The organism is Nonomuraea ceibae (assembly GCF_019396325.1).
Lineage (GTDB): Bacteria > Actinomycetota > Actinomycetes > Streptosporangiales > Streptosporangiaceae > Nonomuraea > Nonomuraea ceibae.
Genome location: NZ_JAHKRO010000060.1, coordinates 31,206 through 56,551, shown reverse-complemented (window position 1 = coordinate 56,551; position 25,346 = coordinate 31,206). Strand labels below are relative to the sequence as shown.

General features: G+C 72.6%; 18 protein-coding genes and 2 pseudogenes. 10 read left to right on the top strand and 10 right to left on the bottom strand.

Features of this window, described 5'->3' with window-relative positions; genetic code table 11:
- On the bottom strand, positions 1-2,009 hold a 2,009-nt coding region (locus KME80_RS52110; RefSeq protein WP_219509830.1), incomplete at its 3' end, for an ATP-binding protein.
- A gap of 114 nt (positions 2,010-2,123) precedes the next feature.
- Here KME80_RS52110 and KME80_RS30315 point away from each other — a divergent pair.
- The 3 genes and pseudogenes from KME80_RS30315 to KME80_RS52105 all read left to right on the top strand — a co-directional run bounded on the left by KME80_RS30315 (position 2,124) and on the right by KME80_RS52105 (position 4,624).
- Positions 2,124-3,395, top strand: coding sequence for an FAD-binding oxidoreductase (locus tag KME80_RS30315; RefSeq protein WP_219509829.1), 1,272 nt, complete (start codon positions 2,124-2,126; stop codon positions 3,393-3,395).
- A gap of 193 nt (positions 3,396-3,588) precedes the next feature.
- A pseudogene (locus KME80_RS30310) lies at positions 3,589-4,389 on the top strand (AI-2E family transporter); the annotation flags it as partial.
- 112 nt (positions 4,390-4,501) lie between these two features.
- Positions 4,502-4,624, top strand: a complete 123-nt coding sequence (locus KME80_RS52105; protein ID WP_281427234.1) for a hypothetical protein — start codon at positions 4,502-4,504, stop codon at positions 4,622-4,624.
- Here the strand turns inward: KME80_RS52105 and KME80_RS30305 are convergent.
- From KME80_RS30305 to KME80_RS30275, 7 genes are all read right to left on the bottom strand, one after another.
- Positions 4,621-5,286 carry an AIM24 family protein gene (locus KME80_RS30305; protein ID WP_308125984.1) on the bottom strand — a complete coding sequence of 222 codons (666 nt, stop codon included), beginning with the start codon at positions 5,284-5,286 and terminating at the stop codon, positions 4,621-4,623. The two genes, KME80_RS52105 and KME80_RS30305, sit on opposite strands and share 4 nt — an antisense overlap.
- 47 nt (positions 5,287-5,333) lie before the next feature.
- On the bottom strand, positions 5,334-5,999 hold the full coding sequence (locus KME80_RS30300; protein ID WP_219509828.1) for a sensor domain-containing protein: 666 nt from the start codon (positions 5,997-5,999) through the stop codon (positions 5,334-5,336).
- 71 nt (positions 6,000-6,070) lie between these two features.
- Positions 6,071-8,854, bottom strand: coding sequence for a DUF5682 family protein (locus tag KME80_RS30295; RefSeq protein ID WP_219509827.1), 2,784 nt, complete (start codon positions 8,852-8,854; stop codon positions 6,071-6,073).
- A complete protein-coding gene (locus tag KME80_RS30290; RefSeq protein ID WP_219509826.1) occupies positions 8,851-9,966 on the bottom strand; it encodes an ATP-binding protein in 1,116 nt (371 codons plus the stop codon). Before KME80_RS30290 ends, KME80_RS30295 begins: the two co-directional genes overlap by 4 nt.
- A 12-nt stretch (positions 9,967-9,978) precedes the next feature.
- The gene (locus KME80_RS30285; RefSeq protein ID WP_219509825.1) at positions 9,979-11,280 is read right to left on the bottom strand and encodes a vWA domain-containing protein; all 1,302 of its coding nucleotides are present in this window, start codon (positions 11,278-11,280) and stop codon (positions 9,979-9,981) included.
- A complete protein-coding gene (locus tag KME80_RS30280) occupies positions 11,277-12,677 on the bottom strand; it encodes a hypothetical protein (protein ID WP_219509823.1) in 1,401 nt (466 codons plus the stop codon). Before KME80_RS30280 ends, KME80_RS30285 begins: the two co-directional genes overlap by 4 nt.
- Complete coding sequence (locus KME80_RS30275; RefSeq protein ID WP_219509822.1) at positions 12,677-13,180, bottom strand: hypothetical protein; 504 nt, start codon at positions 13,178-13,180, stop codon at positions 12,677-12,679. Before KME80_RS30275 ends, KME80_RS30280 begins: the two co-directional genes overlap by 1 nt.
- A gap of 99 nt (positions 13,181-13,279) precedes the next feature.
- On the opposite strand from KME80_RS30275, the gene KME80_RS30270 reads away from it, so the two are divergent.
- Positions 13,280-15,469: a glycoside hydrolase family 95 protein gene (locus KME80_RS30270; protein WP_219509821.1), complete on the top strand. Its 2,190-nt coding sequence runs from the start codon at positions 13,280-13,282 to the stop codon at positions 15,467-15,469.
- Here the strand turns inward: KME80_RS30270 and KME80_RS30265 are convergent.
- Positions 15,454-19,218, bottom strand: a complete 3,765-nt coding sequence (locus KME80_RS30265) for a S8 family peptidase (protein WP_219509820.1) — start codon at positions 19,216-19,218, stop codon at positions 15,454-15,456. The genes KME80_RS30270 and KME80_RS30265 overlap by 16 nt on opposite strands.
- Before the next feature lie 226 nt (positions 19,219-19,444).
- Here KME80_RS30265 and KME80_RS30260 point away from each other — a divergent pair, with 226 nt between their 5' ends.
- Positions 19,445-20,554: a class I SAM-dependent methyltransferase gene (locus KME80_RS30260; RefSeq protein WP_219509819.1), complete on the top strand. Its 1,110-nt coding sequence runs from the start codon at positions 19,445-19,447 to the stop codon at positions 20,552-20,554.
- Here the strand turns inward: KME80_RS30260 and KME80_RS30255 are convergent.
- Positions 20,493-21,554, bottom strand: a complete 1,062-nt coding sequence (locus KME80_RS30255; protein ID WP_219509818.1) for a helix-turn-helix transcriptional regulator — start codon at positions 21,552-21,554, stop codon at positions 20,493-20,495. The genes KME80_RS30260 and KME80_RS30255 overlap by 62 nt on opposite strands.
- Positions 21,555-21,655: 101 nt before the next feature.
- Between KME80_RS30255 and KME80_RS30250 the strand changes: the two genes are divergently transcribed.
- The 5 genes and pseudogenes from KME80_RS30250 to KME80_RS30230 all read left to right on the top strand — a co-directional run bounded on the left by KME80_RS30250 (position 21,656) and on the right by KME80_RS30230 (position 25,335).
- A complete protein-coding gene (locus KME80_RS30250; protein ID WP_219509817.1) occupies positions 21,656-22,228 on the top strand; it encodes a DinB family protein in 573 nt (190 codons plus the stop codon).
- Between the two features lie 118 nt (positions 22,229-22,346).
- Positions 22,347-23,024, top strand: coding sequence for a DUF234 domain-containing protein (locus KME80_RS30245; protein ID WP_219509816.1), 678 nt, complete (start codon positions 22,347-22,349; stop codon positions 23,022-23,024).
- 38 nt (positions 23,025-23,062) lie between these two features.
- Positions 23,063-24,322 (top strand): AAA family ATPase, encoded by a 1,260-nt coding sequence (locus tag KME80_RS30240; protein ID WP_219509815.1) that lies wholly within the window; start codon positions 23,063-23,065, stop codon positions 24,320-24,322.
- A 122-nt stretch (positions 24,323-24,444) separates the two neighbouring features.
- Positions 24,445-24,861: pseudogene (locus KME80_RS30235) on the top strand (RloB family protein); the annotation flags it as partial.
- A 90-nt stretch (positions 24,862-24,951) separates the two neighbouring features.
- Positions 24,952-25,335 (top strand): VOC family protein, encoded by a 384-nt coding sequence (locus KME80_RS30230; protein ID WP_219509813.1) that lies wholly within the window; start codon positions 24,952-24,954, stop codon positions 25,333-25,335.
- Positions 25,336-25,346 lie beyond the last annotated feature (11 nt).

Genomic DNA, 25,346 nt, shown 5'->3' with positions numbered 1-25,346 from the left:
GGAGGGGTGGGCTGTGTCGGTCCCGTTGAAGGGGGGTGGGGGGTCAGGGGGTGGGTGGTCCAGGCGTAGGCGGCTGCGACATGGGCCGTCACGTAGGGATTGGCCGGGTCGCCGGCGGTGGCGGCTTCCTCGGCGAGGGCGTGGAGCTGGGCGGGGGTGACGGTGAGGCCGGTGCCGAAGCCCGGGTGGCGGCTCGCGATCACCGCGGCCCTGGCCAGCGCGATCGCCCGGGCGTCGCCGTCACCCGCCTGACGGGCGTGCTCGGCGGCGGCCAGGTGCAGCTCGTACGCCAGCGCCGAGTCGGCGAAGGCCAGTGCGCACTCGGCGGCGGCGCCCAGGTCGGCCGCCGCATCCCGGGCGTTCGCCGCGGCCTGCTCCGGGGTGGGGTGCGGTTCTGCGGGATCGTGCCGGGTCAACGCCAGCGTGGCGGCGTGGCGGAAGTGGGCGATGGCCTCCCGCAGGAAGCGCCGCCCGTACGCGAGCCGCCCCAGCGCCCTGGCCAGCCGGTGCGCCATCTCGCCAGGCTGGGCCCTGGCCAGCGCCGCCCGGAGATCGTCGGCCACGGCGTCGAACTCCGCCCACCACGCCACCCCCGCACGAGCCACCCCGGCGCGCCCGCCTTCCACGGGAACCGCGGCCCACGCGGGAGTCTCCCCCCGAAGGGAGCCCGTAGGCGAACCACCGGCCGTCCCGGCGGGGGCCTCCCCCAAGTGGGGTGATGGCCGGACCGCCTCTCCCGGACGGGAGTCCGCGCCGCCGGCCGTCCAGTCGGGGGCGGGTGTGGGGGGCAGGAGGCGGGCGGTCAGGGATTCGGCGGTGGTGGCGGCCCAGGTGAGGTGGCGGGCGTGGGTGGCGGGGGTTTCGCCGGCGGCGGCGAGGTGTTCGGCGGCGAAGGCGCGGACGGTCTCCAGGAGCCACCAGCGGCCGGCCCCGCGCTGGAGGAGGCTTTTGTCCACGAGGCGGCCGAGGAGGTCGGCGACGTGGATGCGGTCCTCGCCGGTGACCGCGACGGCGGCGGGGAGGTCGAAGGCGCCGGTGAAGGCGGACAGGCGGCGCAGGAGGGCGCGTTCGGGGTCCGCGAGGAGGTTGTGGCTCCAGGCGAGGACGGCGCGGAGTGACCGGTGCCGCTGGTCGGCTCCGCGCCCGCCGGCGAGCAGGCGGAGGTGGTCGTCGAGGGCGGCGAGCAGTCCTTCGGCGCCGAGGGCGGCGCTGCGGGCGGCGGCGAGTTCGACGGCGAGGGGCAGTCCGTCGAGCCGGGCGCAGATGGTCTCGACGGTGGCCGGGTCGAGGGCGTCCTGTCCGGCGGCGGCGGCGCGGTCGTGGAAGAGGGTGACCGCGTCGGTGCCGGCGGGGAGGGGTTCGACGGCGATGACGCGTTCGCCGGGCATGCCGAGGCGTTCGCGGCTGGTGGTGAGGACGCGGACGCCGGGGCAGCGGGCGAGGAGCCGGTCGACGAAGCCGGCGACCTCGTCGAGCAGGTGTTCGCAGTTGTCGAGGACGAGCAGGGCGGGTGTGGTGCCGAGCCGGTCGGTGACGGCGTCGGCCAGGGGCTGTTGCGGCTGCTCGGAGACGCCGAGGGCGGCGGCGACGGCTTCGGTGACGAAGCCGTCGCGGACGGGGACGAGGTCGGTGTAGGCGCCGCCGTGGCCTAGGGCGCCGGCCACGGCGACGGCGAGGCGGGTCTTGCCGACCCCGCCTGGCCCGGCGAGGGTCACGAGGCGGGAGGTGGCGAACGCGGCGGTGATCGCCTCCTGCTCGGCCTGCCTGCCGACGAACGAGGTGCGGGTGACGGGCAGCCCGGCCAGCTCGCCGGCGGGGACGGCGAGCGCGGCCAGCTCCTGCCGGTCGGTGACGCCGTACTTGCGCAGCAGCGACGAGACGTGGCTTTCGACGGTGCGGATGGAGATGTGGAGGCGGCCGGCGATCTGCGCGTTCGTGAGCCGCGCGCCGAGCGCCTCGAGGACTTCCGCCTCGCGCCTCGACACCCCGCCCGGACCTGACACCGTCACGTCCACATCATCGCCTATCAGGACTTTCCGTGGTGAATCCGTGGTGACTACGGATGTGTCCGGGGGGTGCCCGGCGGGAGGCTGGAGGCAGTCGGGAAACAGGAGGTCAGGGACATGGTGCAGCAGCTCGCGGACAGGACGTACGGGATCGCCGGCTTCCGTGGAGCCGTGCACCGGCCGGGTGGCGAGGGGTACGAGCGGGGGCGCGCGGCGCTCAGCCCGGCCGTCGACGCGCGGCCGGTGCTGGTCGCGGAGGCGTCGGGGCGGGAGGACGTGCGGGCGGCGGTGGCGGCGGCGGGCGAGCTGGGCCTGCCGCTGGCGGTGCAGGCGACGGGTCACGGCACGCACGTCCCGTCGGACGGCGGCATCCTGCTGCGGACGACGGCGCTGGACCGGGTGGAGATCGATCCGATCAGGCGGGTGGCGCGGGTCGGGCCGGGCGCCCGCTGGGGTCAGGTCCTGGCGGCTGCCGCGCCGTACGGGCTGGCGCCGCTGTCGGGCTCGTCGCCGGACGTCGGCGTCACGGGCTTCACGCTCGGGGGCGGCGTCGGGTGGCTGTCGCGCCGGTACGGGTTCGCGGCCGACAGCGTGCTGAGCGCCGAGGTGGTCACGGCCGACGCCCGGATCGTCACGGCGGACGCGCACCGCGACGCCGACCTGTTCTGGGCGCTGCGGGGCGGCGGCGGCAACTTCGGGATGGTGACGTCGCTGGAGTTCCGCCTGTACCCGGTGGCTGAGGTGTTCGCGGGCATCGCGTTCTTCCCGTACGAGCGGGCCGGGGAGACGCTGGCCCGTTACCGCGACTGGGCGGCGTCGGCGCCGGACGAGGTGAGCACGGCGATCATGCTCACCAAGGGGCCCGACGGCGGCCGGGCGGTCGGCATCAAGGCCATGTACGCGGGCCCGGCGGAGCGGGGGCGGCAGGTGCTGCGCCCGCTGTGGGAGGCGGCCGGTCCGGCGCTGGCGGACGGCGTGCGGCCGGTGCCGTACGCGCGGGCGGCGATGGGCGGGACGCCCGCGCGCTACCTGGACCTGTTCCCGTCGCTGCCGGACGAGCTGATCGGCGCGCTGGTGGAGACGGGCCGGGAGGCGACGGTGGAGCTGCGGCACTGGGGCGGCGCGATGGCCCAGGCGGGGCCGGACGCGGGGCCGGTCGGCCATCGCGGGCTGCCGTTCTCGATCATCGTGGACCAGGCGCTGCCGGGTCTCAGCGAGAGGCTGGGGCAGCACGGCATCGGCGGGACGTTCCTGAACTTCCTGGCCGACAGCACCCGGGTGCGGGACGCGTACACGGAAACGGACTATCGGCGGCTGGCAGCCGTGAAGCGGTGTTACGACCCGGGCAACGTGTTCCGGCTCAACCACAACATCGTTCCGCAGGGCTGAACACGCTCGCTCGGGGCAGAGGACGGGTCCCGCCCTAGGAGATCCCCTCGTGACGAACCCCACGCAAGAGCACGCGCAGTCCGACGGACGCGCGGTGCGGGTCGAGGGCTTCGCGCCGCGCGTCCCGGCCGCGCGGCGCGGTGAGAAGGCCCCGTTCGGCAAGCCGGGCCGGCCGGTGAGCGGGAGCCCGTTCATGTTCGGGTTCACGGCGGCGCTGGGCGTGCTGTCGGCCTGGCTGCTGGTGCAGGCGCTGACCGTGACGGCGTCGGCGCTGATCCTGATCGTGGTGTCGCTGTTCCTGGCCGTCGGGCTGAACCCGGCGGTGCGCCGGCTGGAGGAGCGCGGGCTGCGGCGCGGCGCGGCGATCGGGATGGTGTTCGCGGCGGTGATCGGGTTCTTCGTGCTGTTCGGCGTGGCGGTGGTGCCCGCGCTGTCGCAGCAGACGGGCCAGTTCGTCGAGCAGTTGCCCGCCTACATCGAGCAGCTTCTCGCCAATCCGGGCGTCCGCGAGCTGGACCAGCGGTTCGGGCTGCTGGAGCGGGCGCAGGACTACCTGCTCAGCGGCAATATGGGCACGCAGGTGTTCAGCGGGCTGCTGGGCGCGGCGGGCGTCGTGGTGAGCGTCCTGTTCTCGGCGCTCACGGTGCTGATCCTGACCCTGTACTTCCTGGCGTCGCTGCGCTCGATCACCGGGCTCGGCTACCGGCTGGTGCCGAAGAGCCGCCGCGAGCGGGTGCGGCTGCTGGGCGACGAGGTGCTGCGGCGGGTCGGCGGGTACGTCGCGGGCAACCTGATCATCTCGCTGATCGCGGGTGTCACGTCGTTCCTGTTCCTGTCGATCGCCGGGGTGCCGTACGCGCTGCCGCTGGCGATCATCGTGGCCGTGACGGACCTGGTCCCGCTGATCGGCGCGGCCATCGGCGCCGGGGTCGCCTCGATAGTCGGCTTCTTCGTGTCGATGCCGGTGGGGATCGCCTGTCTGGTGTTCTTCATCGCCTACCAGCAGGTGGAGAACTACCTGATCGCGCCGCGCGTGATGAAGACGTCCCGGCGTCTCGATGTGCCTCTTCGCGGACATAGGGCCCCCCCCGGCACCCGCCACGATCGTGGCGGCGCTGATCGGCGGCGCGCTGCTCGGCATCGTCGGCGCTCTGCTCGCCATCCCGGTGGCCGCCGCCATCCAGCTCGTCCTGGCCGAGGTGGTGCTCCCCCGGCAGGAGAGCCACTAGCCCTTGGCCTGCACCACCGGCGGGCCCTCGCTCGCCTGGACCAGGACGAACCCCTGTCCCTGGAAGGCGAGCTGCATGGCCTCGCCGCTGCCCCGGCCGATCAGCGCGCCGGCCTTGAACGTGCGGTTGACGCCCACCTTGAGCGACGTGCTCCAGCACACGGCCGACTGCCCGTCGGCGTACGTCGGCATGGCGGCGGCGTCGAGCACCACCGGCGTGCCGTGGGTGGTGACGGCGACCCAGCCGGTGCCGTTGAGCGTGGTGTTGAACAGGCCGCCGGCCGCCATGCCGGCCCCCTGCACCCGCTGGATGTCCCAGGCGAGCTGCGGCTGGAAGGCGAGCAGGTTGCGGCCGTTGACGGTCAGGCCCTCGTTCTCCAGGAAGAACAGGTGGATGTCGTCGGCGTTGTCGGCCAGGTAGAGGTTGCCCTGCCCGCGCACCCGCATGAGCGAGGCGCCCTCACCCGTCATGGCCTTCTTGAACAGCTTGCCGAGGCTGCCGGACCCTTCGTAGTCGAAGTCCATCTGCCCTTGGAAGGCGACCATCGAGCCCTGCTTGGCCAGCACTTCGGGAAGCTGGACGCGCAGCATCTTGGAGTTCTGCAGGGCGAAGCCCGGTGGGAGCTGCTGGGGGTCCATGTTGCCGAAGAATGCGCTGCGCACGCTCGCCCCTTTCGTGATGGATGTCCGTTGAGTCCCACGATATGGGGTCAGGACACGCCCACGTGGGCGGCGTGCCGGAGGCCGGAGCGGGGGGCGTAGGCGGGACGGGTGAGCATCGCCTGGGCGAGCGTGGCCTTGACCAGCGCGGCGCCGCGCAGCACCGGAACCAGCGTCAGCGCGAACAGCACGCCCACGATGACGTTGAAGGTGATGTGGGTCGCCATGTCGGTGCCGAAGCCGAGCAGCGCGGGCAGCCCGCCCTCGTGGAAGCCGGGCAGACCGGCCAGGAGCCAGCCGTAGACCGGGAACGTCAGGCCCGCGATCGCCCCGGCCCACCACACGACGGCGAACACGAACGAGACGATGGCGATCGGGAAGGACAGGATGGCGTACAGCAGGTCCATCGGGGCCTGCGCGTTGAGCACCGGGTTCATCGTGCGGCGGAACCAGCCGGCCCAGGCCGGGGCCTCGCGGTACTCGGGGCGGGCGACCGGGCGGCCGAGCACTTCCGGCAGCGCGGCCCGCTCCACGTCGGCGAAGCGCCGCGCCATCGTGGCCGTGGCGGCCAGGATCGGCAGGCCGACGAAGGCGACGGCGCTGCCCAGCCCGGCCGCGATCCCGGTCACGATCAGGCAGAAGCCGATGACGGCGAGGGGGAAACCGGTGAGGACGTAGCGGGTGTCGACGGCGATGCGGCGGCGGAGGTTCGTCATGTACCTCAACGTACGGTTCGGACCCCTGCCGCCACTCTCCCGCTCGCTGGCCTCTTGGGGTAGGGCTGTCCCTACCCCTTACCGGCCGCGCACAGCACGCCTGCCAGCGCGTCCGCCGCCGACGGATGCCGGGCCAGGAGCGCGGCCACCTCGGGGGCAGCCCCGGGCGCGGCGTCGCCGGAGCCGAGCGGCGCCCAGCCGCCCTCGCAGCCGAGCAGCGCCGCCACGGCGTCGCTGGGAGCCGGGTGCGCCGCCAGCAGCTCGGCGGCCGGCCCGCCCGTGACGGCGGCGGGAGCCGCCCGCACGCCCGGCCCGTCGCCGGGCGCCCGCTCCCACGGGGCCACCCAGGCGTCCACGGCCGCGAGCGTCGCCGGGAACGTGCGCCCGGCCTCCCGGATCAGGATCGGGACCAGCTCCGGGGCCTCCTTGCGCAGCGTCTCGATGAGCGTCGGCAGCCACGGCAGCAGCACCCGGTCGGGCAGCTTGGCGAACGCCCCGGAGATCACCTCCACCACGAACGGCGTCAGCGCCGGGGCCGCCTCCAGCGCCTGCACGAACCCGCTCAGGTACTGCGGGAACGACGGCACCACCAGCGGGTTGTCCAGCAGCTCCGCGCACCGCTCCCGCAGGTCGGCGATCGCCAGCACGCCGAGCTGGAACTGGGCCGCCCACAGCAGCGCGATCTTGCCGGGCGTCTCCGGGTGCGACTGGCGCACGGCCAGTTCGAGCTGCGCCCGGTCGCAGCCCAGCGACAGCGCCAGGCTCTCCATCGACGACAGGAACCCGAGCATGGCGGCCACCTGCCGCACCCCGACGTCCTCGGCCACGAACGCCGTGGGCAGCAGCGTGCAGTACTGCGCGTAGCCGGTGGTGACGAACCGCTCACACCACTCGGGCAGCGCCGGCTCGCTGGCCCGGTAGTGGGCCAGCAGCCGCCGGATGCGCCGCAGCACGTCCGGCGCGTCGTCGACGCTCCGCTCGGCGGCGAGCAGGTCCACGGCCCGCGCCCCGAGCTCGTCGGCGACGCGCCGGCCGCCCAGGAACAGGATGGCCTCCTCGACCGCCTGCAACGCGTCGGCGGCGGTCGCCTTCGGCTCCCACACGCTGCGCCGCAGCCGCTGTTCCAGCACCTGCTCGACGGTGACGCCCTCGTAGCCGAGCTCGATGAGCGCGCGCTGGTGGTGGCCGAGCGCGACGTCCCAGCTCTCCTGGATGGAGCGCTCGCCGAGCTGCTTGCTGCCCATGATGGGCCGCACGGCGTGGTCGTCGGGCATCAGCCGCCGCAGCACCCACAGCAGTTGCGAGCAGGGTCGCAGCTCGGGGGTGGCGTTCAGGTCGAGCAGCACCCGGTGCACGGCCCGCTTCTTCATGTCGAAGCCGAGCGGCTCCAGGCGTTCGAACACGTCCTGGGCGAGCGGCGGCAGCGACTGGTAGCCGACCTCGCCGATCCGGTCGCCGCCGAGCAGGATCTCGCACAGCCGCCGCACGTCCCGGCGGCCGGGCACGGTGTCCTTCTCGATGCAGGTGACGGCCGCGTCCTGGAAGTCGTACGGCGTCGGCCTGGCCCTGCCCCGGATCCCGGCGAGCAGGATGGACGTCTCGTACACGGCGATGGCGTCGGCGGTGCTGGACAGGTAGCCGTTGCGCCGGGCCAGCCGGACGATGTCGACGCACCAGCCGAGCAGTTCGGCCTCGTCGAGCGGGTCGCGCTCGGGCGGCCTGGACAGGAACCCGGTGAGCTGGTCGGCGGGCACCAGGGGCGCGGCGGGCTTCGCCTTGGCGGGCCGCTTGCTCGACGGCTGCCCCTTGAGCGCGTACGGCTTGACGCCGCCGCGCGTGGTGGCCTTGGCGTACGTGGCGGCGGCGATCGACACCGACCCGGGGGCCAGCCCGAACTGGGCCTCGATGGCCGAGTGGCTGGACGGGATGAGGCCGTACAGCCAGTTCGTGGCGGTCCGCGGGGAGATGTCGAAGTCCGTACGCGTCGCGTCCAGGCCGAACTCCTCCACCCGGCTGGCCGCGTGGAAGGCGCCGCACACGTACAGGCAGCGCTCGGGGTCGGCGCCGGTCGCGGCCAGGTGCTCGCGCATGCGCGTCCACATGTACCGCTCGCGGTCCTCGTCCCGGTCGAGCTTGGCCGAGTCGTGCGGGCGCAGCCGCCTGAACAGGCTGCCGATCAGCACCATGACCTGGCGGTAGGTGTCGTAGTCCGCGCCGGACAGCGGCTGCTCCACGTACTGGTCCCACCACTCGGACCAGTGGCGGACCTTGCCGTGGTGCAGCAGGTGCTCCTCCAGCTCGGCGAAGCGGGGCCGCAGGTCGCCGATCTCGACGCCGACCGCGTCGCCGTGCAGGCCGGCCTCCTCGGCGGGCCTGCCGGGCTCCTCCCGGGGATGCCACTGGAAGACGTGGTCGGAGGACCGGTCGACCAGCACCAGCTCCACGCCGGGCGTGTCGAGCGCGTAGGCGATGGCCTGATACTCGGCGGACGCCTCGGTGATGGGGGCGACCACGCTGAGCGGCCCCCAGCTCTCCGGGAAGCCGTCGAGGTCGGTGGCGAACGCCTGGAGCGCCACCGGCAGCTTGCAGGTCCGCAGCTCGTCGAGGAGCGGCCGCAGGTCCTCGCACAGCTCCAGGTAGATGACCTGCGGCTGCTTCTCGCGCAGCCGCCTGGCCATGGCCAGGGCCGAGGCCGGCGAGTGGTGGCACACCGGGAAGATCTCCAGCCGCTCGCCCAGCGCCCGGTCGACGTCGTCGACCATGCCCGTGAGGATCTCGGACAGGGCGCCGGGCGACCCGGCGAAGGTCTCGGCGGCATCGTTGAGCTGCTCGCGCAGCGCGCCGAAGAGGCTCATGACAGGGTGGCGATGGCCTGGCGGCCGCCTTCGAGGAAGCCCTGCCACTCGCCGCCGTCCTTCTTGCTGCGCGGCTCGACGACCCCGTGCCAGTACTTGTTGAGGATGGCCAGGTCCTCGGGGGTGCGCCGGGCCAGCGACCCGACGAGTGAGCCGGCCAGCGTCTCGGCCCTGAGCGTGCGGTCGCCGAAGAAGTTGCTGTGCAGGATCGCGTCCTCCAGCACACCGATCTGCTCGGCGGTGGACAGCGCCGACTCCAGCTTGCCGTCGTCGCTCTGCGCGGACGCGGCGGCGGCCCGCAGGTCGGCGAAGCTCTGCAGCAGGATGTCGAGCAGCGTGGGCGGCAGCTCCAGGTCGATGTTGTGGCGGCGCAGCAGCTCGGTGGTGCGGAAGCGGACGATCTCCGCCTCGCTCTTCTTGTTCGTCACGACGGGGATGCGGACGAAGTTGAAGCGCCGCTTGAGGGCGGACGACAGGTCGTTGACGCCCCGGTCGCGGCTGTTGGCGGTGGCGATGATGGAGAAGCCGGGCTGGGCGAAGACGATGTTGTCGTCGTCGAGCTCGGGGATGGACACGTACTTCTCCGACAGGATGGAGATGAGCGCGTCCTGGACGTCGCTGGTGGAGCGGGTCAGCTCCTCGAAGCGGCCGATCACGCCCTGCTCCATCGCCGTCATGATCGGCGAGGGGATCATCGACTCGCGCGACTGCCCCTTGGCGATCACCATGGAGACGTTCCACGAGTATTTGATGTGGTCCTCGGTGGTGCCCGCGGTGCCCTGCACGACCAGCGTGGAGTTGCGGGAGATGGCGGCGGCGAGCAGTTCGGCGAGCCAGCTCTTGCCGGTGCCTGGGTCGCCGATCAGGAGCAGGCCGCGGTCGGAGGCCAGCGTGACGATGGCACGCTCGACGAAGCTCCGGTCGCCGAACCACTTCTGCGCGATCTCCCGGTCCAGGCCGTCGGAGCGCTCGGAGCCGAGCACGAACAGGCGGACCATGCGCGGGCTGAGCCGCCAGGAGAACGGCTTGGGGCCGTCGTCGATCGACTCCAGCCAGTCGAGCTCCTCTGCGTACTTGACCTCGGCGGGGGCGCGCAGCATCTCGTCGGTCATTGGGGGATTCTCCTAGTTGAGGAAGTTCTTGAGCTCGAACACGAGTTTGCGGATGTGGCCGGAGATCACCGGCGTGCCCAGGTCCTTCAGCTTCTGCTTGAACCAGGAGTCGACGCTCTGATGTCCGGAGCTGCTGACGGACCCGACGGGGATCAGCTTCACGCCGGAGCGGTGCAGCGACTCGAACTCGGTCTGCACGTCCCGGTTGTCGTAGAAGTCGGAGATCCACACCAGCGCGGTGTTACGCGGGTCCATGATCTTGGGGCGGGCCAGGCTCATCGCGACCATGCCGTTGGTGCCGCCGCCGAGCTGGGTGCGCAGCAGCACCTCGAACGGGTCGTGCACCCACGGCGTCAGGTCGAGCGCCCGGTGGTCGTAGGCGATCAGGTGCACGTCGACCTTGGGCAGCCCGGCGAAGATGGAGGCCAGGATGGTGCAGTTGACCATCGCGTCCACCATCGAGCCCGACTGGTCGACGACCACGATCATGCGGGCCGGGACCGTGCGCTTGGCGGTGTGCTTGTAGAAGAGCCGGTCCACGTAGAGCCGCTCGTCGTCGGGGCTCCAGTTGGTGAGGTTCTTCCAGATCGTCCGTTCGATGTCCAGGTTGCGGAACACCCGCTTGGGCGGCACCGACCGGTCGATGGTGCCGGCGCTGGTCTGCTGCACCTGGGTGCGCAGCACCTGGGCGACCTCGTCGACGTAGCGGCGGATCAGCGCCTTGGCGTTGGCCAGGGCGACGCCCGACAGGTTGTCCTTGTCGCGCAGCAGTTGCTCGATGAGCGACATGCTGGGCGTGAGCTGCCGCGACAGCGCCGGGTCGGCGAGCACCTCGCGCAGCCGCATGCGCCTGACCAGGTCGCCTTCGAGGCCGGCGAGCAGGCCGCCGAGCCCGTTGCCGCCGGGCTGGGCGCGCAGCTCGCCGGGCTCGCAGCCGAGCGCCTGCTCGAACCAGCCGGCGTCCTGCTGCCAGGCGGCCAGCTTGGTGGCGGAGACGTCGCCGCTGCCGGTGGCGAACAGGTTGAGCAGCAGCTTGGACGCCAGCGCGGCGGTGCGGGCCCGGTCGCGCGGCTCCTCGTCGTCCTCGCCGGGCGCCATCAGGCCGCGGAACTCCTCGGCCAGCTCGGGGAAGCGCTGCACCAGCGTGTCGACGGACACCGACGGGTCGAGCAGCGCGGGCGGCAGCTCGAGCGCGTCGACGGCGGCCACGCTGGCCGCTTCGAGCGCCGGCTGCTCGTCGGTCTCGAACACGCGGGCCAGCAGCCGCCACAGCAGCACCTGGCGCCGGTTCTCCTCGGCGCGGGTATCGGTCATTTCCTCAGCAGCCGTCCTGCTCGTTCGCGGAGTACGGCCACCGCGTCGCCCGATCTGGCCAGCGACTTGACGACCTTGGGGTCGGTGGGCCCGAGCGCCCAGTCGCCGTTGTGCACGGCAACCTGCTGGCGCTTGACCGTCGACTGGACGGCGAGCGGCTGGAGCAGCCAGCGGCCGTCCCAGCGCAGCAGGCCGATGCAGGCGGTGGAGGTGGCCAGGAGCTGGGGCGTGAGCGGGCCGCAGCCGGGCAGCCGGTCGGTGGCGACGGCGATCGCCTGGTCGCCGAGCCGGAACTCGATCCCTTCGCCCGCTTTGACGGCCTTGTAGCCCTCGACGAACACCGGCTCGGCGATGGCCACGGGGTGCCGGTCGATCGGCGGCCCGGCGGGCGCGAGCGCCCCGGCGAGCTGGACGCGGGCGACGGCGAACGGGGCGGCGAGCTCGCCCACGGCGGCCTTGGCGTCGTCCCACAGCAGGTCGCCGCTCGCCAGCAGCGGCATGTCGGTGAGGTCGAGCGACAGGTGCCTGGCCAGCGCGCCGAGCAGCGCCGGATAGTCCTGGAGGACGCCCCACACGGCGGGGCCGACGACGGTGTCGACCTTGGTGGCGGAGATCGCGGTGCGCACCAGCCGGGGCGTGCCGCCGTCCTTCGGCTCCAGCAGGCCGTGCACCTGGACCTGGACGGCGGTGGCGTGCTCGTGCACGTCGGCGCCGAGGATGAGCAGCCGCCCGGACACCGGGACGCCCGGGTCGGCGCCGGCGCGGCCGGGCTGGGTGAGCATCAGGGCGCGGGTCCACAGGTCGGCCCAGCGGCGTTCCGGCAGCTTCTCCATCGTGGCGACGGGGCTGGAGGCGCGCAGCTCGGCGGCGAGCCCGTCGAGCAGCACGGCCGCCCGGCGCAGCGCGGGCTCGCCGAACATGGCCTCGATGGCCTGGTCGGAGGCGGCGACGAGGTCGTGGCCGACGCCGCGCCAGCCGGTGATGGCCACCTCGTGCAGCCAGGACCGGCAGCCGACGAGCAGGTTCTCCGGAGCTTCGGCCGGGCCGGCGGCGGGCTCCTCCCACTGGGCGCGGGTCCGGCCGAGCGCCTCGTCGAGGCGGGCCAGCAGGGCGTCGGCGACGGCGCCGAGCAGCGCGGCACGCGCCCCGGCGAGCATCGTCAGATGGTCGCCCGCGACCGAGCCGGTGGCGATCTTGTCGGCGGCCTCGACGGCCCGGTCGCCGAGCGGGGTCGCGGCCACGGCGGCGGCCAGGCCGGTGACCGCCTGGGCGCCCTCCTGGCTGAGCCGGCCGAGCCCGGTGCCCAGCGTCTCGTCGAAGGCGGAGACCAGGCCGAGGGCCTCCTCGACACCCGGGGGCAGGCCGGTGTCGAGCGCGCCGAGTTGCACGTCCAGCATCAGCGCACCGCCCCGGTGGAGGGGAACCAGTGCATCTCGGCGAGCGGCGCGGTGCTGGCCGGCAGCTCCAGGTAGCCGAGGTGGCGCAGGAACCGGCTGAACACCACGGCGGCCGAACCCGGCTCGTGCCCGCCGGTCAGGCGCCTGATCAGGTCGTGGCTGGTCTCGACGGTCTCGGCGCCGTCGACGCGCAGGTAGCGGGCGACGCGCCCGGCGCCGTACTGCACGATCGCCTCGGCCACCAGCGAGTTCAGGTGCTTGCACGGCGAGCCGTAGAGGCCGCCGCAGGGCCGGTTGTTGTTGGTGCTGCAGTTGAAGTCGTGGGTTCCGGCGGCGATGAAGGACACGTACACCCGCCCGATGTCCGATCCGCTCGACACGACGCCCTGCAGGCGTCCGTCAGCCAGCTCGACGAAGGGCACCTTCGCCAGCTTGCGCGGCTGGACGGGCGGCACCACGAGGGTGACGCTGCGCCGCTCCCACGCGGTTGGGTCCGCGTTCACGATCCTCTGACCTCCAGGGCTCTTGATCAACGAACCGGAAATGTAGCGGAGGCCACCGACAAGAGTGGGCGGTTCACGCAGAATGACTAGGCTTGGGCGGTGATCCTCTGGTACGACCGACCTGCCGCGAACTGGGAGAGCGAGGCGCTGCCCATCGGCAACGGCGCGCTCGGCGCGACCGTCCACGGCACCGTGGCGACCGAGCGGTTGCGGCTCAACGAGAAGACGCTGTGGACCGGCGGCCCCGGCGAGGACGGCTACCTGTCGGGCAACTGGCCGCACCCCCGGCCCGGCGCCGTCGAGCGGATCCAGCGGGGCATCGACGAGCGCGGCAGCCTGCCGCCCGAGGAGGTCGCGGCCGAGCTCGGCGCGCCGCCCACCGCGTTCGGCGCGTACCAGACCTTCGGCGAGCTGCTGCTCGACGTGCCGGGCGCGCCCGCCGAGCCGGCCGGCTACCGGCGCGCGCTCGACCTCGGCGACGCCGTCGCCACCGTGACCTACCGGGACGCCGCCGGGGTCACGTTCACGCGCGAGTACCTGGCCAGCCATCCGGCCGGGGTGATCGCCGGGCGGATCACCGCCGACCGGCCGGGCCGCGTGAGCTTCACGCTGCGCTTCGCCGGCGCGCACCCCGGCTGCGAGCGGGTCACGACACGCGACGGGCGGCTGGTCATGCGGGGCGCGCTCCCGGGCAACGGGCTGCGTTACGAGGGCCAGGTCCAGGTCCTCGCCGACGGCGGCGCCCGTGCCGACGGGGACGGGTGCGTGACGGTCAGCGGGGCCGACGGCGCGACGTTCGTGTTCTCGGCCGGCACCGACTACGCGCCCGCGTACCCGCACTACCGGGGGCCGGACCCGCACGCGCGGGTGACGGCGGCCGTGGACGGCGCGCCGCCGTGGGAGGAGCTGCGGCGGGCGCACGTCGCCGACCACCGGGAGCTGTTCGACCGCGTACGGCTCGACCTCGGCGAACCGCTGCCCGACGTGCCCACGGACCAGGCGCTCGCCGGGCGGGGCCGGGGGTTGCAGGCGCTCTACTTCCAGTACGGGCGCTACCTGCTCATCGCCTCGTCGCGGCCCGGCTCGCTGCCCGCCAACCTCCAGGGCGTCTGGAACGAGTCCAACACGCCGCCGTGGGACTGCGACTACCACACCAACATCAACCTCCAGATGAACTACTGGCCCGCCCAGGTCACCGGCCTGGCCGAGACCGCGGAGCCGTACCACGCCTTCGTCGAGGCGCTGCGCGAGCCCGGCAGGCGGACGGCGAAGGAGCTGTTCGGCACCGAGGGCTGGGTGGTGAACCAGAACACCAACCCGTTCGGCTTCACCGGCGTGCAGGACTGGGCCACCTCGTTCTGGATGCCGGACGCGGCCGGCTGGCTGGTGCGCGAGCTGTACGAGCACTACCTGTTCGGCGGCGACGTGGACTTCCTGCGCGAGCGCGCCTACCCGGCGATGCGCGAGGCGGCCCTGTTCTGGCTGGCCAACCTGCGGACGGACCCGCGTGACGGGCTGCTCGTCGTCTCACCCAGCTACTCGCCCGAGCACGGCGACTTCACCGCCGGGGCCGCGATGCCGCAGCAGATCGTGTGGGACCTGTTCACCTCCACGCTGGAGGCGGCGGACGTGCTCGGCGCGGACGGCGAACTGTGTGAACGGCTGCGGGCGGCGCTGGACCGGCTCGACCCGGGCGTGCGCGTCGGCTCGTGGGGCCAGCTCCAGGAGTGGAAGGCCGACCTCGACGACCCGGACGACGAGCACCGGCACGTCTCCCACCTGTACGCGCTGCACCCGGGACGTCAGCTCACCGAGCCCGCGCACCTGGAGGCCGCCCGGGTCACGCTCGGCGCCCGCGGCGACGGCGGCACCGGCTGGAGCAAGGCCTGGAAGATCAGCTTCTGGGCGCGGCTGCGTGACGGCGACCACGCGCTGCGGATGCTGACCGGGCAGCTCAAGGACAGCACGCTGGCCAACCTGTGGGACACGCATCCGCCGTTCCAGATCGACGGCAACTTCGGCGCCACCGCCGGGATGGCCGAGATGCTGCTGCAGAGCCACGCGGGCGTCATCGACGTGCTGCCCGCGCTGCCGTCCGCCTGGCCGGACGGGTCGGTGGACGGCCTGCGGGCGCGTGGCGGCTTCACCGTCGGCGTCACCTGGGCCGGCGGCCGGCCGACGGAGATCCGCCTGACCTCGAACCTCGGCGGCACCGCCAGGCTCCGGTATCCAGGGTCCGGGATCCTGACGGTGCCCACCGAGGCGGGCGGCTCCTACCGCGTCGCGTAGGCCCTGATCACCTCCTGCGTGACGCCGTTGCCGTGGACGTCGGCCGCGGTCAGCCGCAGCGAGACGAACCCGGACCGGTGCCGCTCCACCTTGGCCTCGTACCGCTTGTCGCCCTTGTTCTTCAGCTTGACCGGCTTCCAGGTGGCGCCGTCGTCGTAGGAGATCTCCAGGGCCACGTCCTTGACGTCGCTCTGCTCGGCCCCTTCCTGGTGGAACACCCGCACGCCGAGCTTGGTGGACGTGGCCCGGTTCTTCAGGTCGACCGGGGCGTCGAAGCTCGCCATGAGCAGCGGGATCACGGTCGTGTCCGCCGTGTGCGCCGAGCCGAACGTCCACACGCCCTTCGTCCGGGTGGACAGCCTGGCCCACTCCGCCTCGTTGCGCACGTCGTACTCGATCCGGTAGGACGCCTGCTCGGCGGGCAGGTCGACGGTGCCCGTCGGCAGGTAGTTCGTCTGCGTGACGAGCGTCTCGCCCTGGTAGAGGCGGAAGTCGGTCTTCATGCCGCGCTCGAAGTCACTCGTGTACGTGTCGCCGAAGTTGCCGTCGGCGTCCACGAAGCCCTGCATCGAGATCGACAGCCGGTCGCCGTCGCGGCGCAACGGGTTGCGCGGGTTGGTGCCCGGCAGCAGCGGATGCCGGAACCAGCTCCGGCTGACCTTCTGGCCCGCCTCGAAGGTGGCGAAACCGGGCAGCGTCAGCGTGACGTACGGGGTGTCGGGGTGCGGCCACATGCTGTTGTAGTGCCGCTCCGGCGTCCCGGCGCTGGTGGTCCAGCGCAGGTCGGCGCCCGGGCTGACGTAGTCGACGCGGGTGCGCGGCGCCTTGGCCAGCGGGCGGTTGGTGGTGATGGCGAAGGTGTCCCACGGCTCGAAGACGTAGCGGGCCTCGTTGACCGTCACGTCGTCGGCGAGCTGGCTGCGGAAGTCCGTCTCCACCCTGGCCAGCGACTTGGCCCGCACCACGTAGTCCAGCGAGCCGGGCACCCGGCCGACCTCGCGCAGATACAGGTCGTAGGCGTACGGGCTGGCGACGATGCCCTTGGCCAGCACCGGGACGGGCAGCCGCTTGAGCCGTTCGACCAGCTTGAGCCCTTCCTCGTGGCTGAGCCGGACGGTCGGGACGGCGAGCTTGACGCCGTTGCCGCCCGAGCTGACGTCGGAGCCGGGCGTGTCGCTGTAGATGGCGACGAGCTTGGCCCCGGCCGCGGCGGCGGCGTTCGACTGGGTGGACACGGGCACGCCGGGGGTGCGGCGGATGACGGCGAGCTTGCCGCGCAGGCGGGCCCGGGCGATCTCCTCGGCGCCGCCCCGGCCGGCGTCGGCCGCCATCAGCAGGGCGGTGCCGTCGAGGCGCGGGTACTCGGTGGAGAAGTCGCTGAAGTGGACCGGGTCGTAGTAGAAGGGCTCCAGGTCGAGGCCGGGGGCGCTCAGCGTGATCGCCGGAGCCTCCAGCCGCCATCGGGTGGCCACGGCGAACGTGCCCTTGGTGACCTTCTTCGTCGGCTGCACGAACAGCCGCTCCTCGATCTGGCCGCCGGGCGAGATGTGGGTGCCGCCGCGCAGCGCCGTGCCCTTGTCCGCGGCGCGATACCACATGAGCTGGGCCGCGGCCCCGACGTTGCGCTTGGTGCGGTGGTCGGGGGTCTTGATGGTGACCTCGACGGCCTCGCGGGCGTCGAGCACGACCTCGGTGTTCTCGGTGATCTCCATCTCGGGGTCGCCGACGAGGCTCTCGTGCAGCGGCTTGCCGCCCGACGTGCTGTCCTGGCCGGCGGGCATGGTCCAGATGTGGCCGAGCACGGAGTACGTGCCGGGCGTCACCAGCAGGCAGGTGCCCTGGCCGTACTTCTGCTCGGTGCACGGCTGGGCCGGGTCGCCGGGCAGCACGCGCCCGGCGAGCGTGCCCTCGTCCAGGTTGAGCACGGTGAAGCCGCCGCGCCCGTCGCGCCCGTCGCGGGCGATGCCGCGTACCCGCAGCTCGACGCGCTTGGGCTCGACGCTCGCCGCCAGCAGCGTGCGCACGGTCGCGCCGCCGGCGGCGGTCGCGGTGAGGTGCTCGCGCAGCAGTGCGGGGGTGTCGCCCTTCAGCGTCACCGTGGCCTCCGCCGTCCCGGCGGCGGGCACGGTGAGCTTGGCCGGCTCCACGGCGAAGGGGCCGCTGACCGCCAGGTCCAGCTCCACGGGCGCCTGCCCGAGGTTGCGGTAGGCGACGGTGGCGGTCTTCGTCTCGCCCGGCTTGACCTTGCCGAACTCGGCCGAGCCGGTCGAGGCCAGGACCGTGCCCTTGATCGCCGCGGCCACGTCGATCCGGCCGTTGCCCTGCGCGTCGGCCGCGATGTCCTGGCCCGGCTTCGCCGTGCCCATCAGCAGCGCCTTCAGCTCGGCGCCGGTGATGCCGGGCCGGGCCTGCCGCAACAGCGCCGCCGCCCCTGCCACGTGCGGCGTCGCCATCGAGGTGCCCGACATGGGGGTGTACGGCCGGTCCTGGGCGGTGCCGCCGGTCCGGGCCGCGACGATGCCGACGCCCGGCGCGGTCACGTCCGGCTTGACCGCGAGCGTCGCCGCGATCGGGCCCCGGCTGGAGAAGCCGGCGAGCTTGTCCTCGCGGTCGACCGCGCCGACGGTCAGCGCCTCGGGGGCGTCGCCGGGCGTGCCGACGCAGCCGTCACAGCCGTCGTTGCCCGCCGCGACCACGAACAGCGTGCCGTACTGGCGCGTCAGCGCGCCGACGGCCTCGGTGAGCGGGCCGCCCGGCTCCGGGCTGCCGAGGCTCATGTTGACGATGCCGGCGCGCTTCTCGCCCGCCGCCCACTCCATGCCGTCGATGATCCACGAGAGCTGGCCGTTGCCGTCGCCGTCGAGCACCCGGCCGTCGACCACCGTCGCGCCCGGCGCCACGCCCTTGCCCCGGCCCTCGGAGGCCGCGCCGCTGCCCGCGATCGTGCTCGCCACGTGGGTGCCGTGGCCGTGCGGGTCGCCGGTGGCGTTCTCGCCGGTGAAGTCGCGCCGGTCGGCGACCTTGCCGGCCAGGTCGGGGTGTCGGTCGTCCACGCCGGTGTCGAGCACGGCGACGGTCGTGCCCGTGCCGTCGAAGCCCGCCGCCCACGCCTCGGGCGCGGCGATCTGCGGCACGCTGTGCTCCAGCGACGGCTCCACCTTGCGGTCGAGCCAGATCTTCTCCACCGCCCCGAGCGGGCCCGCCGCGCGGGCCGCGGGACCGGCTCCGGCGAGCTTGACCAGCTCGGCGCCGAGCCCGGCCGCCTCCGAGGCGGCCAGCTCCACGCCGGCGCCGCCGATGCTCTCCAGCGTGCGGGCCTGCTTGACGGCCGGGAGCGCCGCCTTCGGCACGTTGTCGCGGTAGGTGAGGATCAGCGGGATCGACGCCCCGTAACCGTCCCTGGCCAGGTCGGTGACGTTGAACAGCGCCGGGTCCAGCCGGTCCGGCACCAGGGCCGCCACGTCGTCCGGGATCACGGTCAGCTCGCCGTCCGACTCCAGCGTCCGGAACGCCGGGACGTGCCCGTCCGCGCGCGGCGCCGGGGTGACCGCCACCGTCCGGTGGCCGCCGTCGACCGCCCGCACCCGCACCCGGTCACCGGTGATCAAGGTGATCTCGTCGGCGGCGCCTAACGCGGTGGCCGCCGGGACACTCTCGGCTCCCGCGCCCGGCACGCTGAGCGCCGACACGGCCAGAACCGCCGAGACGCCCACCACCGCCCCTCGGCGCCATCGCCCCAAACCAGACATTCGACCGTCCTCCAACGCATGTGGTAAGCCCAACTACCGAATTCCTATGGGGCGCGATCTGCTGGTGTCCATGAGATCGGCGTGGCTGGAACCGGACTTGTCATGAATCCGCCACCCATTCCGGCCCGCGCGGTGGTCGTTCTCGGTGTTCATTTGGGGATTGCGATGGAATAGTCGGAAGGAGGCGAGGCAATACCTGCGGCATTCGGCTGCTTAGGGGTATGTGATGGTCTCTGCACGGCGAGTTCTCGGCCGGCTGGCGTACGGCACCCGCTACGACCGCGTCCCCTGGGGACAGCGCGTCTACGTCCGGCCCGGCGAACGCCTCGTCCGCGAGGCGCAGTGGCGCTGGCGACTGCGCCGGGCGCCCGTCCTGCCGCTGGAGGACTACCAGGCCGACCTGCCGCTGGGCGAGATCGAGGAGTTCCTCGCCTGCATGATGTGCGGCGACGAACGCCAGCAGCCGCTCTTCCGGCCCACCGGCGAGAAGTGGCGCTACCGCGTCGTCCGCTGCCCCTCCTGCGGCTTCCTCTACCGCAATCCGAACATCCGCCCCGAACGCCTCGGCGACCTGTACGCCACCGGCTACAGCAAGTTCCTGACCGGCAAGTACGCCGCCAACCGGCAGCGCCGCTACACCCTCACCATGCAGGCGTTCTCCCCCATCCTGGACGCGGGCGAGGGCAGGCGGCTGCTCGACTTCGGCTGCGGCGCCGGCCTCTTCCTGGAGCTCGCCGAACAGCGCGGCTTCGACGCCTACGGCGTGGACCTCTCACCCGACTCCGTCGCCCAGGCCAACGAACGCCTCACCAAGGCCCGCGCGTTCTACGGCGCGCCCGAGGACGTGCCCGAGATCGCCGAGGGCGGCTTCGACGTCATCACCCTCTGGTCGGTGCTCGCCCACCTGCCCCGCCCGCTGGACGACTTCACCCGCTTCCGCAGCCTGCTCGCTCCCGGCGGGGTGCTGCTCATCCTCACCGTCAACGCCCGCTCCCTGCTCCTGAAGGCGTACGGGTCGGCGTGGAGCGGGTTCACCAAGAACCACCTGATGTTCTACTCGTCCGACACGCTGCCCACGCTGCTGAGGCGCACCGGGTTCGCCGGGGTCGGCTACGCCCCGCACTACGGCGACACCGTCGAGGCCGGCACGTCCCGCCTGCCCGATCCGCTCCGCGCCCGCCTGCGCCGCGCCGTCGAGGCCACGGACGGGGGCAACATGATGCGGGCGATGGCGTTCGCCGACGACGAGGCGATCTCCCGGTGGGGCGGCGCCCTCAAGGTCCGGCGCCTGCGCGAGTCCCCCGCCTCGGCCCCTCTGGAGTCGGCGGGCCACTGACCTCCGGGCCCACTCCCGGGCCCGCTCCCGGGCCGGTCGCGGCGGCGGCGTAGCGGCGGGCCAGCCGGGCGAACGCGTCCCTGAGCTCGGGAGGCCCCACCACCTCGATGTCGGCGTCGAACCTGCCGAGCGCCGCCGCCAGCCCCGGCCACGACCACGAACCCAGCACGACCCGGCAGCGATCCGGCCCGAGCTCCTCGACGAGCGCTTCACCGGCGAACCGCGACACCTCGGCGGCCGGCAGGCCGAGGATCACCTCGCCCCGGCAGGGCCAGTCACCCGCCCCGCCTGCCCCTCGGAACCTGCCCGCCACGAACGCCGCCGCGTCACCCCCGGGCAGCGTGCGCGGCGTGAACCGGGGCCCCGCCGCCGGGACGCGCGGCGTGATCCGATCCGCCCGGAACGTACGCCAGTCGCCCCGGTCGAGATCCCAGGCGACGAGATACCAGCGCCCGCCCCAGGTGACGAGATGATGCGGCTCCACGCGCCGCGCCGGCCCGGGATCGCGCTCGCCGGTCCGCCTCCTGTAGTCGAACCGCAGCACCTCGCGGGCGTGCACGGCCGCGCTGAGCGTCATGAGCACCCCGCTGTCCACCCGCGTCTCCGGCCGGACCGCGTCGGCGGCCGTGACCTGGAACGTGTCGATCCGGTGCCGCAACCGAGCGGGCATCACCTGCCGGACCGTGTGCAGCGCCCGCGCCGCCGCCTCCTCGATCCCCGCCCCCGACCTGGCGGCCCCCTGAAGCGCGATCGCCAGCGCCACGGCCTGCTCGTCGTCGAACAGCAGCGGCGGCAGCTCGCTCCCCGCGTCGAGCCGGTAACCGCCGTCCGGCCCCTTGATCGCGAGAATCGGATAGCCGAGCTCCCGCAACCGATCGACGTCCCGCCGTACGGTCCGCGGGCTGATGTCCAGCCGCTCGGCCAGCAGCGCCCCCGGCCAGTCGCGGCGCGCCTGCAGCAGCGAGAGCAACGCCAGCAGTCGCGCTGAAGTCTTCGGCATGTTCTCCATGGTGCCGCAAATAGCGGCCACACCCTGGCCTGTACTGCTGCGACTGTTGACCCCGTACCGAGAACCACCCACCGAAAGGCCGGTCCACCACCATGCCCACTCCCGCGACCCCCACTCTTGACGCCGAGCGCGCCGACCTTCTCGCCGAGCTCGCCGCCGTCCGCTCCGCCCTGACCGCCACCGTCCGCGGCCTCACCGACGAGCAGCTCGCCGAACGCCCCACGGTCAGCGCCCTGTGCCTCGGCGGCGTGATCAAGCACGTCGCCGCCATGGAGGAGCAGTGGCTGCGCTTCGCTACCGACGGCCCGTCGGCCATGAGCTACGACCTGCCCGACGGCGTCACCTGGGCCGACATCGCCGCCGGCACCGCCCGCGAGTTCCCGCAATGGATGATCGACCACCAGAACGACTTCCGGATGCTGCCCGGCGACACGCTCGCGAGCATCCTGGCCCGCTACGAGGAGGTCGCCGCCCGCACCGAGGAGATCGTCGCCGCCGTCCCCTCGCTGTCGGCCGCCCACCCGCTGCCCGAAGCCCCCTGGCACCAGCCGGGCGCCGTGCGCAGCGTCCGCCTGGTCCTCCTGCACGTCATCGCCGAAACCGCCCAGCACGCCGGCCACGCCGACATCCTCCGCGAATCCCTCGACGGCCAGAAGTCCACCTGACCCCGGACTTCGGCATGAGTACAGTTATGATAATTGCACTTATCACACGGCGCTCTACCACTCCGTCCTCGCCGCGATCGCGGCAGGCAACACCACCCGCGGCGGCATCGCCTCGTTCATGGGCCGCAAGTCCGGCGACCTCGCCCACCCGCTCACCGTGCTGGAGGACTGCGGCCTGGTCAGCCGCGAACCCGACGTCTTCAAGGACAACCGCTCGAGCATCCGCATCGCCGAGCCTCTGATCACCTTCCACCACGCCGTGATGCGCCCGATCTGGTCCGACCTGGAACACACCAGGGACGCCTCCCGCCTGTGGCAGCGCTCGCAACGGCGCTTCACCGCGAACGTGCTCGGCCCGCACTTCGAGCACCTGTGCCGCCACTGGACACGCCACTACGCGCCCGAGAGCCTGCTGGGCGACTTCCCGCACCGGGTCGGATCCGGCACCGTCAACGACCCCTCCGCCCGCACCAGCCACGAACCCGACGTCGTCGCCCACGGCCTCGACGAGGACGACCGGCAACCCCTGCTCGGCATCGGCGAGGTCAAATGGGGCGACGTCATGGGCCTCGGCCACCTTGACCGGCTCACCCGCATTCGCGCACTGCTCACCGCCCAGAACCGGCCCGGCGCCGCGACCGCCCGCCTCCTGCTCTACAGCGCCACGGGCTTCACCGCCGAACTCCGGGCCCGCGCCGCCTCCGATCCGGGCATCGTCCTGGTGGGAGCCGAAGACCTCTATACGTCCCACTTCGCCGCCTCCAAGCGCCGTTCTCGTACGAAATCCGCTTGGTAGCCTCTTACGCAGGGTAGCCTCAGCTTCGAGGAGGGCGGATGCTGCTCAGGTTCCGTGTCGCGAACGTCCTGTCCCTGCGCGATGAGCAAGTCCTGTCGTTCGTGGCGGCCCACCCCGGCGCTCCCGCCGCGCGTGACACCGGCCTGACGATCGACGGCAAGCCCGTACGCGCCCAGCCGGTCATAGGCGTGTACGGCGCCAACGCCTCAGGCAAGTCGAACGTGCTGCGCGCGATGGAGCTCATGCGCGACGCCGTGCTCGATTCGCACGCCGAATGGGCGAAGGGCGAAGGCGTGCCGCGCAAGCCCTTCGCGCTCGATTCGTCCTGTGCCGCCGAGCCGTCGTTCTTCGAGGTCGACGTGGCCCTCGGCACCCCTCCCGTGCACTACACGTACGGGTTCACGCTGAGCGACAGTCAGGTCGAGCACGAGTGGCTGTACGCGTATCCGAGCGGCAGGCGGCACACCCGTCAGGTGTGGTTCACCCGGGACGCTTCGGCCCGCGTGCCCTTCGAGTTCCCCGGAGACCACCTCAAAGGGCCGAAGTCCACGCTGGCGAAACTCACCAGGCCCAACGCCCTCTTTCTCTCCACCGCCGCCGCCAACAACCAGCGGCAGCTCACCGCCCTGCAACGGTGGTTCGCCGACGACTTCTCGCTGCTGACCCCGGAGAGAAACCGCACCGTCCTGGAGAACGACACGAGACGGCAGTTGCTCGGGCCGCTCAAACCCTGGGTCGAGGAAATGCTCCGGCATGCCGAACTCGGCATCGAGGGGATCGACGTCATCGCGAGAGACCCGGACCCGCCGGAGATCCGATTCGTCCACCGCGCCGGGGCCGACCGGGTGACGCTGGACTTCGCCGACGAATCGCTCGGTACCCGCACCTGGTTCTCGATGCTGGGACCGGTCCTGCTCAGCCTGAGCCGTGGCTCCGTGCTCCTGGTGGACGAACTCGACGCCAGCCTGCATCCGGCCATCTCGGCCGAGCTGATCCGGCTCTTCAACGACCCCCAGGCCAACCCCGCCGACGCCCAGCTCGTCTTCACCTCGCACGACACCACGCTGTTCGGCAACCTCCCGGGCGGACGCCCGCTGGACCGCACCCAGGTCTGGTTCACCGAGAAGACGGACGAGGCGGCGACTGAGCTCTACCCCCTGGCCTCGGCGAAGCCGCGCCCGGACGAGAACCTTCACCGCGGCTACCACGAGGGCCGTTACGGCGGCAGACCGTCGATCATCCCCGGTGACCTCGCCTGGCGGATCGGGCTGCGAAGAGCAGGCGAGGGCGGAAGCTGATGCCACGCCCCACCCCCGGGACCCCCTGCGCAGTGGCGGCGGACGCTTCCGCTCCCGAGTTCCCGTCTACTTCTTCGTCGAAGGTGAGACCGTAGAAGGACCAGCTCCGCGACCCCGACACCGGCCCGCGAGTGTGGTGCGTGTTCGACTTCGACGGGGATCACCGTGTCGATCGGCTCTTCCAGCAAGCCGCCCGGCACGGGGTCCGCATCGTCTTCTCGCACCCCTGCCTGGAGCTCTGGTGGCTGCTGCACTTCCAGGCCGTCACCGCGACCCTGGACCCTGAGACGATCAAGCTGAAGCTGGGGCGCCAGTCCGAGGCCTTCCGGGGGCTGAGCAAGAACAAACGCCTCACCCCACAACGATGGGAAGCCCTGCGGGGGCTCTACCCGATCGCGTGCCGACACGCCGACAGGCTGATCTCTCACTGCGGCTGCGCATGCGAGCCGCCACGCCACGGTGACGACTGCCCGCCGTCCAAGCGGAGCCCTTCGTGCAACCTCGCGGAACTGGTCGGCTCCTTCGCGATCACCTACTGACCCGTCCGCGCCTTGTTACCTTCCGGCGCCCCTCCCCGTCATACGGGCAACGGCCGCGGACGCGGGCCGACGACGAGATGGGACACCGGAATGCTGACGAACATCATGTACGTGACGATCCCCGTCACCGACCAGGACCGGGCGCTGAAGTTCTACACCGAAGGGCTCGGTCTGGAGAAGCGCATCGACTTCCCGGGGCCGGAAGGGCGCTTCCTCACCGTGGCCGTGGCCGACAGCCCGGTGCAGCTCCTCCTCTGGCCGCACGCCGGGCAGCCGGTCGAGAAGCAGCCGGACGCCGAGGCGGGCCTGCTCATCCTCGAGTCGGACGACCTGAGGAAGGATTTCGAGGTGTTCCGCCGGCGGGGCGTGACATTCGACCAGCCCGAGCCGGAGGATTATCCGTTCGGCGTGCGCATCGAGGCGGTGGACCCGGACGGCAACCGGATCTCCCTCCGCCAGCAGCGCCGCCCATGACCCACCAGCAA